The sequence below is a fragment of the Cupriavidus sp. 01L46 genome, assembly GCF_056399905.1.
On the sequence record NZ_JBFTSF010000222.1, the window covers coordinates 1 to 11,021 of the forward strand.

Annotated in this window: 8 protein-coding genes and 2 pseudogenes; all 10 read right to left on the minus strand. The window is 61.7% G+C overall.

All coding sequences use genetic code 11. From position 1 onward, the window contains the following. The coding region (locus AC1DS3_RS28505) for a TagF domain-containing protein (RefSeq protein WP_477128413.1) at positions 1-636 on the minus strand (636 nt) is incomplete at its 3' end. Next, complete coding sequence (gene tssM, locus AC1DS3_RS28510) at positions 633-4,457, minus strand: type VI secretion system membrane subunit TssM (RefSeq protein WP_477128414.1); 3,825 nt, start codon at positions 4,455-4,457, stop codon at positions 633-635. The genes AC1DS3_RS28505 and tssM, both read right to left, overlap by 4 nt. Positions 4,458-4,470: 13 nt before the next feature. Further along, entirely contained in the window at positions 4,471-5,715 is a 1,245-nt protein-coding gene (gene tssL / locus AC1DS3_RS28515; protein WP_477128415.1) for a type VI secretion system protein TssL, long form, read from the minus strand. A 14-nt stretch (positions 5,716-5,729) separates the two neighbouring features. Further along, the gene (gene tssK, locus AC1DS3_RS28520) at positions 5,730-7,073 is read right to left on the minus strand and encodes a type VI secretion system baseplate subunit TssK (protein ID WP_441639621.1); all 1,344 of its coding nucleotides are present in this window, start codon (positions 7,071-7,073) and stop codon (positions 5,730-5,732) included. Positions 7,074-7,077: 4 nt separating this feature from the next. Continuing rightward, the gene (gene tssJ / locus AC1DS3_RS28525; protein ID WP_441639620.1) at positions 7,078-7,578 is read right to left on the minus strand and encodes a type VI secretion system lipoprotein TssJ; all 501 of its coding nucleotides are present in this window, start codon (positions 7,576-7,578) and stop codon (positions 7,078-7,080) included. 2 nt (positions 7,579-7,580) lie between these two features. Further along, positions 7,581-7,862, minus strand: coding sequence for a PAAR domain-containing protein (locus AC1DS3_RS28530; RefSeq protein ID WP_441639619.1), 282 nt, complete (start codon positions 7,860-7,862; stop codon positions 7,581-7,583). An 85-nt stretch (positions 7,863-7,947) separates the two neighbouring features. Continuing rightward, on the minus strand, positions 7,948-8,895 hold the full coding sequence (locus tag AC1DS3_RS28535; protein ID WP_477128416.1) for a DUF6708 domain-containing protein: 948 nt from the start codon (positions 8,893-8,895) through the stop codon (positions 7,948-7,950). A 6-nt stretch (positions 8,896-8,901) separates the two neighbouring features. Beyond that, the gene (locus AC1DS3_RS28540; protein ID WP_441639617.1) at positions 8,902-9,060 is read right to left on the minus strand and encodes a hypothetical protein; all 159 of its coding nucleotides are present in this window, start codon (positions 9,058-9,060) and stop codon (positions 8,902-8,904) included. After that, positions 9,035-10,552 (minus strand): annotated as a pseudogene (gene tssI / locus AC1DS3_RS28545) (type VI secretion system tip protein TssI/VgrG); the annotation flags it as partial. The pseudogene tssI and the gene AC1DS3_RS28540, both read right to left, overlap by 26 nt. Next, positions 10,548-10,778: pseudogene (locus AC1DS3_RS28550) on the minus strand (type VI secretion system contractile sheath domain-containing protein); the annotation flags it as partial. The pseudogenes AC1DS3_RS28550 and tssI, both read right to left, overlap by 5 nt. Positions 10,779-11,021: the final 243 nt, after the last annotated feature.

Below are 11,021 nucleotides of genomic sequence, written 5' to 3' on the forward strand. Positions count from 1 at the left end.
GCGCAACAGGTGCGGTGGCCAGTCGTCACGGATGGCTTCGGGCCCAGTGAAGCTGTCGCTGAGCAAATTCCCTGAGGCGGCCTGATTCCGTGCGCCGGCCAGGCGCTTGAACGACACCTGGATGCGATCCCGCCAGCCGGGTCGATGGTTGGCCCACAAGGCATCGACTGCCGCGGCCAAGCCCGTTCGGTCCGGCAGGCGGGTGTAGTCATGCACCAACTGCACCAGATCGGTGAGCCAGTGCGCCGGTGCGCCGAGGAGCTGCCCGGCCCATTGGGCGCTGACGCTCTGCCATACCACCAGCGGGTAGCGGCGCCCCACCCGGTCTCGGGACGCGGCCATGACACCAATCAGGTAGCCGCCCTCGCTGGGGAACTTCAGGCCGCGCGTGCGCAGGATGAAATGACACGGCTCAGCCGCGCGCAATCGGGCTTGGCCCAGGAGGCTGGGTGGCGTCAGATGCAACCAATGCGGCGCATGGCCGACGATGGAAAGCGCTGGCGCCCGGACCGGGGCTTCGGCCTGCCCGGGGTCGAACCAGTTCCGCCACATCGCCACCTGGGCCAGGGGCGCATTGTGGCGAACAAAGTCCCCTTGCGCTGGCAGCTTGCCGAAAATCGACGGTGCCGTAATCACCCCGACCTCCCCGGACACTGGAAGCCCTGCAGCAGGGCGGTGGTCCATGGATTCGCGAGACTGCCGGTGTTGATGTCGAGCTTCGCCTTGCGGCCGTCAAAGTCATACTCGGCCATGAAGTGGCTGGCTGTCGCCGAGCCGGCCAGCTTACCCTTGGCAATCACGCGCATCAGGGCCCACGGGCCGTTGGCGGTCAACGTCGAGGTGTCGGGGCGGATGCGCGGGCTGGCGGTGATTTCGGCACCCTGCCCGCCGCGCGGGCCTGGCCAGGTCACCTTGAGCGGGATCACCGGGCCGTGCACGTAGCGCTGGCTCTGCCCATCGAAATCCATGTTCAGCTCGACGATTTCGGGATCGAGCTCTATGACCTTCAGGTCGACCTTCCAGGCCATCTTCTTTGCGCCCGGATCACGGAAGAACACCTCCCGGATCTCCTTGGCGCGCTGGAACGGCACCAGGCTCGGGCCGGCCACCGGTGGCACGTCGGGCGCGGTCAACTTGTAGCGCCACGGCGAGATAGTGGTATCCACGTGTGGAGCCAGTACCTTCTGGAAGAAGTCGTCCAGCACACCGCCAGTAGCAAAGACGCGTGCAAGATCATCGGGATCCACGTCCTGCATCGACGTCGGCGTGAACGGATACTTGCCGTCGACGGCACTGCGGCAACTTTCGCCGATCACAGCATCCATCTGGGCGATCAGGATGTCGCCGACGCCCTTGTTGACATCCCGGGTGCCCTGCACTACCAGATCGGCCAGCACCGCCTTGAAGGGCGCCGGCAGCTTGGCCGCCTCCATGCGCAATTGCGCCCCGGCATCTGACGGGGGCGGCAGGTTCCGGGTGTTCAGCGCATTGTTGGCCACTACCAAACTGGTGTAATAGGCGTTAACCATGCCGGCTATCGCATCCAGTTGCGGCTTCCCGGCGGCAGCCTGCGCGCCCGGGTTGGCGGCATCGGCCTGGCCAGTCACCACTTCGCGCAGCGCGGCGAAGCGGTTATCGACCACCTCGCGCTCCTGGCGAGCCTCGGCGCGGGCGGTCAGTGCGTTGACCTTGTCGGATTTCTTGTCCAGCGCGGACAGCGCCTTCTCCGCCAGGGACTTGTCCTCGGGATCCACCGGACGGCTCAGCGTGGTTTCCTGCACCGCTGCCCGGCCCAGCCGGGCCAGCGGGGAGTCCGGCGCGGCGAAATTGCGCAGGATCTCCAGGTCAAAGGCCAGGTTGTTGCCGGTCACCGTCCGGATATCGCCCAGGAATTCCTCCCAGTGCCGTGCATACTCGCTCAGGTACAGGCGTCGAATCTCGCGCGTCAGGGGATCGTTGCCGGTCAGCTTGCCCGCGGCGCTCTCAAGCGTTTTTTTTTGAGCGCCGAGCCCCGTGCCCCTTCCCATGACCCAGCTGTCAACCGCCTGTGCCTTGCCGACGAATTCCGGCAGGCGCGCATTGAACAGGTCGTGGTAGCCGGCGTAGGTGAAGAGCCCAGGGATGCCCCGCTCCAGCGGCTCACCACTGGCTCGGGTGAAGACCGTGCCAGCCTGCGGCCCGACCGCGCGCACCAGCGTGAAATCCTGCGGCGCCTCCTCCATCATCGCCGCCTTGGCGCGGTCGTAGAGGCGTTCGACGGAAGTATTTCCATCCAGAAACTCCCGCGCCGAGCGGATCAGCGCCTCGTTCCTGGCATAAGGCGACTGCACCGCACGGCTGCCGTCCAGCAGGCTGTCCAGGTGCCCGATCACTGCCACCCGGCCGCCGAAGGCGTCCGCCCCGTTGCCGACTGCCCAGTCGCTTTGCAGCCAGCTACGCACGTCGGACGCGTTGAACTTGTCCTTGTCGTGGAGCATCAGGTAGACCCGCAGCGTATCGTAGGTCTGCTTGGCGTCACGCTGGCCAACGGCGGTGGACAGCACGGATTCGACCCGGCGTACCAGGTATGGCACCAGCAGGTTGTCCTGCAATCTCGTATGGGTCTGGGTCGCAGCGCCCAGCAGCGGCGGCACGCTGTAGAGGCCATACCGCCAGTCGACGGACGGATCCGCCAGATTCAGGCCAGTGTAGGCGGGCAGGTCGCGGGCCGTAGCCAGCACCTCGGGCATCGTATCCGGCTGCGGCTTCTTGTAGAACGCCGTCACCGTCGCTGCCAGCCCCTTGGCTTTCTCCTGGACCACGTCGTGATAGCTATCGTTATGGCCGAAGCTGTTATGGAGCGCCCCGACCAGCCACAGGAAGATCACCAATAGCAGCGCGTGGCCGAGCACGCGCAGCAGGCGGAAGCGGAATTCCCAGCGCAGGTTCGGCTTCACCAGGTTYGCCTCGGGCACGATGATGCGCTGGAGAACATCCTGCAGGAAGTAGCTGCGGTTGCCGGTGGCCTTGTCTGCGGTGGCGCCAGCAGCTTGGGCGCCTGCCTTTCCAATGCCACGCAGTTCCCGGAAGACGGTGCTTGCATCTGCGACCACTTCCCCCTCTGTTTGCGCGGCACTGGTGAAATACACGCCGCGCAGCATGGCATTGCGCTCGGTGTCGTCGTACCGCGAGTCCAGGAACATCAGCTCCAGCATCGCGACAAGCGGTTCCGTCAGGCTCCCGAGTTCATCCTCCAAGGCGTAGAGCGCCTTGCGCCGGCCCAGATCGAACTCCTCGGACAGTCGGCCCTCCAGCCCCGCCTTCAACCGCGTCACCAATGACTGCATCTCCTTGCGGCACTGCGCAGCGGCATCAACAGCCGGCTGTCGCAGCCACCGCTTKCCCGCAACCGGCAAGGTGAACCCCAAGGGCTGGGCCCGCCCCTCGCTGGTCAGGCATTGGAAGTAGTCCGTGAAGCCGGCAAGCTGATCGAGCTTGGTCACCAGCACGTAGATGGGGAACTGGATGCCCAGTTCCTCACGCAGTTCKGCCAGGCGCGCCCGAATCCTGGCCGCTTCGGCAACCCGCTCCTCAGCGGAATGCCGAAGCAGGTCCGCCACGCTGATCGTCACCAGCGCACCGTTGATCGGGGCGCGGGCACGGTGTMTTCGCAGCAGGCCAAGAAAGCCCTTCCATTCGGCCAGCTCGATCGCCGAACCCGACACCTGCGCCGTGTAGCGGCCTGCCGTGTCGATCAGGACCGCCTCGTTGGTGAACCACCAGTTCGTCTGCTCGGTGTCTTGCCGTGCGCGAGCCGCCGCGCTCATTTGCTCGGCAATGGGGAATTGCAGCCCGGCGTTCAACAAGGCTGTCGTCTTGCCAGCCCTTGGCACACCGACCATCATGTACCACGGCAGTTCGTAGAGGTAGCGCCGTCCCTCGAACAGTCGACCGATCCGGCTGCCGGCGCGCATGCCCTTCAGCTGGCGCAGCGCAGTCTGGATGGCGGTGTTCAGCGCCGCCACTTCATCCCCGGCGACCACCTCCTCGCGCTTCCCGCCAAAGTTCAGCAGGCTCGTGACCAATGTCTCATTCGTACGTGCACGCTGCCAAAGCAGGTACAGCAGATACGCAACGAACACGAGGACGATCGCCGAGATCAGCAGGATGCGGACCGAACCCGGCGCCAGCGGATGGCTGGTCCCAACGGCAAGCAACGGCCCCGCGTGCCAGATCAGCAGGCACAGCGCGACGCCCCCGATGGTGGAGACCGGCCAGCCAAGCAGCCAGAAAAGCGCCAGCGCCAGCAACAGCACGATGACCGTGGCGCGCGCGCCTAGGCCCGCCAGCGGATGCGTGCCATTGAATCCAAGCAGCGGTCCGATAAACCAGATGGCTGCCGCGACCACGAGCACGCCGATGAGTGCGAGCATCTGCCGGGAACACAGCACCGCCCCGATACGTTTCAGAAAATCCATGCCTTGACCCCGATTACTGCGTGACGACGATCTCAACCCGGCGATTCTTCGCTCGGGCGGCTGGCGTCTTGTTGTCGGTAAGTGGCTCGATATCGCCCTTGCCAATGGCTTCGAGGCGCCCCTTGGCCACGCCCTTGCTGGCCAGGTACTCCGTCACGGTCGCGGCACGCTCCTCGGACAACGCCTGATTCGAGGGGAACCTGGCCGTCTTGATGGGTGCGTTGTCGCTGTGGCCGATTACGGTCACCTTGCCGGAGACCTTGTTGATCTCCCCCGCGACCTTGTCCAGCAGCGGCAAGATCTTGCCGCTTACCTCGGCCCGCCCGCCGCCGAACATGTCGTCGCCACGGAAGGTGACAGCGCTGCGCGTGGCGTCCTCCTGCACGCTGACGACCCCACGGGCGATCTCGTCCTTGAGCAACTCGGCAAGGCGCAGCGCCTTGGGCGGCTCCGGCGGCATTGTCTTGCCGATGGCGAGGATCTGCTGCTCGAGATCGTGCGTGCGGAGCAACAGATGGTATTTGTACCAGGCGAACAAGCCAAAGACCGCAAGGGCCAGCACCAACGCCGTGACCCATACCGGCACCGTGCGTAGCACGCTGAGTCGTCCTGCGTCCACGCCACGCCAGTTGGGCGAAAGCTCGCGCGGCACGCTCTCGCGTGCGCCACTGATCAGGTGGAAGAGGCGCTGGCGGATCGCGTCCAATTGCCGGTGACCATCGGTCTGCCCGACATAGTGCCCTTCGAATCCCAGCGATAGAACGTGATAGAACACCTCAATGACCGGCATATGTTCGTGGGGACTGTTCACCAGCCGACCGAGCAGATGAAAGCATTTGGTGCCGCCCTCGGTGTCCCCGTGCAAGCTGACAAGCAACCCTTGCTGCGGCCAACTGTGTATGCCCCATGCCTGCTTCTGTGCAGCCTCGTCCAGCGCCGTGCACAAGGCATAGCTCGCTGCCAGGATATGCTCGCGGCGCAGATTGGCCCTTTCGCACAAACTTTGAAAGCGTTGCACTTCACGTGTCAACAGGGCCTGGAGCCGTGGCACATCCTCCTCGTCCAACCCCTCCGGGACATCGGCAAGTGCTCGCAGAAGCGGGCGGGCAGCGTCTAGCAAGAGGGACCTTCCGCCCGCTAGCGCAGCCCCCTTCTCAGGGGCGAACTTGGCGTTTTCGATGCCGATGCCGATGCCGATGCCGGAAGCATCCTGGTAAGGCCCGGCCCCTGACTCCGTCGATGCGTCCGGATTGTGCATGTTCCTTGCAGTCATCAGCTACGAACTCCCCAAAGGTCAACCTGCAGATCGGGAAAATCGCCGGCAACATGTAGCGCCAGCCCACCAAATTTCTCAACTTGCTTCCAGAGAGGATTCTCTCGGGCAAGCTCGAAATAGACATAGCCCGCATTGAACGGAATCTGCCGCGGCGGTACCGGAAGCGCCTGGAGTGGAATCCCCGGCAAATGAGACCGTATCAAGTCGACCAGGCGCTCGGACGGGCCCGCCTTTGCCTGAGCCGGAAATTGCTGCTGCAGCGTATCCACAGGCATTCGCGCCGCGACAGCCAGCACGAATGTCGTGAAGCGCTGGATCTCCGCAGGGTCCAGCACAGCCAGCCGGATGCCGTGCGGCTGAAGTTCAAGCTGAATCCTCTGGGCGGCACGCTCAAGAACCACATTGAGCAGGAAGCGCAGGTCGTCGAACAACGGCTTCAGGCAACTATGTGGGGCATCGTGTCGGTAAGCGGCATGCGCCACAGGTCGACGGCTGTGCGTGCGCACGAATGTCGATAGCTCACCAGACAGCGCTGCCAAATGGACATAGAGAAGTTCCGGCGAGGCAGCCTTGGCAGCCAGCAGATGCGTTAGAATTGGCTCATAACGGTTCAGCAGCTGCAGAATCAGATACTCGCTGACTTCCGCTGCATCCCCGCCCCGCATACTCGCGGCGCAAAGGCGCTCGGCCATGGCAGTAGCACGCATGCGCAGCAGGCCGTGAATTTCGGTGAGCCAGCTGTACAGCAATGGGCTGGCAGCAAAGGTGCTGACCGGTGGAATCAATGTCCCGTCAAGCCTGGCGCTACCATCGGCACGAACCTCGCTGACTCGTGCCAGCGGCATGCCGAGCCAGGCGCTGGTCAACTCCTTCTCCGTGAGCAAGCGCAGGCGCAGGTCGGCCAGCTGGATCAGCTTCGGACCCTGCGAGATCGAGTTGGCGTCGAGCAGATCTTCCTCAAATGTCCGGAATCGCGCCAACGAATCTGCGGCATCGTCAAAGTCGGTCTCCTGTGCGTTCGGCGTGCGGATCGGCACGGCCAGACAGACCATCTGGCCGACATGCTCATGCCGAAGCGCCAACGGCGCTGGCGATGAAACCTGCCCCGGCGCATCGAATGGCGTACCGTCCGGAAAGATGCCGGCGGCAGCGGAGACAACGAGCTTCCCTACCGCGAGCGCTTCGGTATCGATGTCAACCTGGTTGAAACCCCAGAAGAACGGGCCAAGCGCCGCGCTACGCTTATGGGCGTAATGCTCAAGATAGCGCTCTTGCTGTTGGAACAGCTGTGGACGCAAAAAGAGGCCTTCGCTCCAGACGACTTTGTTATACCAACTCATTGAATCACTCGATTTTTGTAATGTTGATGGTCAACTGATCAAGCAACACCTGCAGCTTGATCTTGCGTGCCGGCACTACCGCCCTGTACCACGCGGCTTCCGGTGCTGGCGGCAGCTTGTAGACCGTTCGCCAGGTAGCCTTCCCAAGATCGTTGTAACCAACAAGAAAGCCCAGTGCCGTGGTTGCCGGATTCAGCTTTCTTTCGAAATCGCGGGTTTCGTTCGGCCGAAGGATGAACTCGTCACGAGAGAGGAGGTCTTCAAGAAGCAGCGTCTTGTCTGAGCTTTGCAGCGTGAAGTAGTCTGCGTTTGCGAATGTCCCATCGGACTTCAGCTCATACATGCGCACCAGAACAGGACTCGCCCGCCCCCTTGCATCTGGATTGACAGTTGGCTTGGCTTCCGCACGGAGAACCAGCTTCATCTGTTCATTCTGCACAGGACTGGCCGCGCAACCAGCAAGCAAGGCAATCGCCATCGGCCAAAAGCGGTACAACTGACGCATGCTCAGCCTCCGACGTCGGCAAGCTGCGAGCCGATCAGCTCGCAACCGCATTCGCAGCGATGTCCGTGCAGCGCAACTGGCCGCCCTTCCACGAGAAAGGCCGGGTCTCCTTCGGTGATGGCGTTGACACCGTGTGGACGCCCGTCCGAGTAGTGCGCTGGGCAATCAACCAGGTCTCCCTGCCTGGCGATAGGCCGGCCTTGCAAGAGATGAGATGCGGAACCCGTAATGACGCGTCCGCCGTGCGTGGTAGTGTCACCCACAGTGATAATTGGCAAGTTCATGTTCTCACTCCAAAATGACCTAAGCCGGTCGCGGTATCTGCCGGCATTTCCTGCCTCAGTTCGAAATCGACCCACTTCTGATTTTTCACTCTCCTGAAACGCGCTGCGCATACGGGTCGCCAGGCTCGATCCGGCACGCCTCCTCCACCTCCCCCGGCCAAACCGGCACCTTGTTCGTCGGCATGCAAAGCAAACGCCCCAACAAGGTAATCAGTGCGAACGGCGTGCCAAACAGCAGGAACGCATAGCCATAGCTGAAGTTGCTGAAGGCCACCTTGGCAGCAAACAGGAAAGACTCGCGCTTCTCCGCAATCGGCAGGTACCGGCGCGGCATCGGAATACTCTGCGGGCCCTCTTCCATATAGCGGCGCAAGTATTCCCAGTGAGCAGGCAGCAGGTCCTTGGTGCAGTGAATCCCCACCGAGAAGGTATCGAGCACCGTCTTCTTGTCTGGCGCCAGCACGTGGCCGCGAATATCCCAGACTAGCGGAGGCCGCCCTGCATAAGGCTGGCCAGGCCCCATACAGAAATAGATGTCATCCCATTTGAGTGCCAGCATTCCTCCGGCACTTTTGCGGCGGAAAACGTAAACCATGCGGTTGTGTCTATTCAAGCGCACGGGCCAGTGTGTAAAGGTGAAGGCTTCGAAGTGAGCCGCCCAAGCGGTAAATACAATAAATGGAATAGCTATTATCCATGTTGCTACTGCTCCGAGAATGATTTTCTCACTCTCATCAGGAAATGCAGCAAGTTGTTCAAACAATGTGAGTCGACTTATTGCTATTGTCAACAGCATCGCACCAGAAAAAAATATGAATGCAAAAGCAAACATAATTCCCTTCCAAGCGTAGAACTTATMGACCACCTCTATGAATGTCGAGTTCAACCTGATTAGCGCATCCCAATCTTGTATGTCTTCGCTCTTTCTCACCCTTGCTGGCTGCTTCTGAGATAGCCGGTCTTTGCGCTCCTGCTCCGTTAGTGGCCGGTTTATCTTGTACTTTGGCGTCTGCCCGGTATAGTCCATTGACATACGTTTTTATTCCAATGCTTGTTGCATTTCCTGAGGACCGGTCTTGAAGGCTTCGTTTGGGTTCTCGCTTTGGAACTCTCCCCAAACGTAGCGCTTGAGCCACTCCTGAAGCTTGCTATCGACCACCTGTGCCTGAATTTCACTCTCCTGAAACGCGCTGCTCATACGGATCGCCAGGCTCGATCCGGCACGCCTCCTCCACTTCCCCCGGCCAAACCGGCACCTTGTTCGTCGGCATGCAAAGCAAACGCCCAAACAAGGTAATCAGTGCGAACGGCGTGCCAAACAGCAGGAACGCATAGCCATGGCTGAAGTTGCTGAAGGCCACCTTGGCAGCAAACAGGAAAGACTCGCGCTTCTCCGCAATCGGCCGGTACCGGCGCGGCATCGGAATGCTCTGCGGTCCTTCTTCCATATAGCGGCGCAAGTATTCCCAGTGAGCAGGCAGCAGGTCCTTGGTGCAGTGAAGCCCCATCGAGAAGGTATCGAGCACCGTCTTCTTGTCCGGCGCCAGCACATGGCCGCGAATATCCCAGACTAGCGGAGGCCGCCCTGCATAAGGCTGGCCAGGCCCCATGCAGAAATAGATGTCATCCCATTTGAGTGCCAGCATTCCTCCGGCGCTTTTGCGGCGGAAAACGTAAACCATGCGGTTGCGTCTATTCAATCGCACGGGCCAGTGCGTAAAGGTAAAGGCCTCGAAGTGACCAAGCCAGCCTAGGAATGTAAGAAGTGCAATGGATATCGGTAGTGGCTGTAGCAACGATACGCTCGTCAGATAACCCAGGTTGAGTTGGGAGAGCCGATGATCCGATGAGAGCTGACTCTGTATCTGGTCCTTCGTATCGTCCATCAACAGGTGATTGTGACGCTCTCCAAACAACTCCTTGCTTCGAATCCCCGACAGCGCGTGCTGCCCCGGCAGTGCCCACGGCGACATATTGAACTGGTTCGGCACCCGCCCGACGATCAGCGGGCAATCCGGATCGCCGTTGAGGAAGGCAACAATGACCTCCTGGCCGATACGCGGAATATGCATCGCGCCAAACTGATCGCCGGACCAGCCGTTGACGACACGAATCCACGGTGAAGAGTTCTCGTCGTGCTGCCCATAGCGGTCCCATTCAAACTGAATGTTCACGCTCCCGTGCTCATTGCACCAGATTTCCTGGTTCTTCGGCCCGGTCACGACCGCCCGCTGCAGGCCGGCGACGCGCGGCTTGCCGACCGTACGCGGCGGACGGAAGACTTCGTCGGTGGGATGGCCTTCAAAAGCCACGCGGCAGGCAAACCGCTGCCGGCTGCCGGACTCGCCGCCGACGTCCTCCAGGTCGAACGTCGTGCTGGTCACGAGGAACTCCCGGTTCAACGCGGGATTGCCGTGATTGCTCACCATGTAGGTGCAGCCCGGCGCCACGCCACGCAAGGCACCGACACCGCGCACGCGCCGGCCCCGGGTACGGCGCTCCTMCATGCGAATCCTCGCCCGCATGTCGCCTACCGCCGGCTCGACATAGTCGCCCGGGTACTCGTACCGCTCGAAGTCAGCGAAGCCGGTCTCGCGCGGTTGGCTGTTGTCGGTGGTCAGGTCCGCCCGCGGCTTGCGGAAGTCATAGTCATTCAGCGTGACCTTGCCCGTGCGCAAGCGGTTGGGCGGCCGCCGAAATCTTGGCGAGCGAACCCAGCAGTTCCACGTCGGGCGGGGTGTGGTCGAAGTAGTAGTCGGCGACCAGGCAGCCGTACGGTTCGCCGCCGAGCTGGCCGTATTCCTCTTCGTAAATGCGCTTGAAGAACGGGCTCTGGTCCCAGCCGATACCCTTGTACCGGCGCAGCGTGCGACGCAGGTCCTCCTTGGACACATCCATCACGCGGATGCGCAGCTTGCCGCGGAGTTTGCAGAAGGCGGTCGCGCTTTCGATCGCCTTGAATAGGGTGGGATTGAGTCGGCCKAACAGCGCCTGACGCGAAATGTCCATTTGGTGCCTTGCTCTATTTTTTGAATGATCGACGGCGCTTGACCGATGGAGTTCTTGATTAACTCTTTTTTAGGATATGGCAAAACCATTAGATGCGTAAACCCCTTGCGCGAATCATCGCAGAGCGACTTCCTTGACCTGGATAGGAAG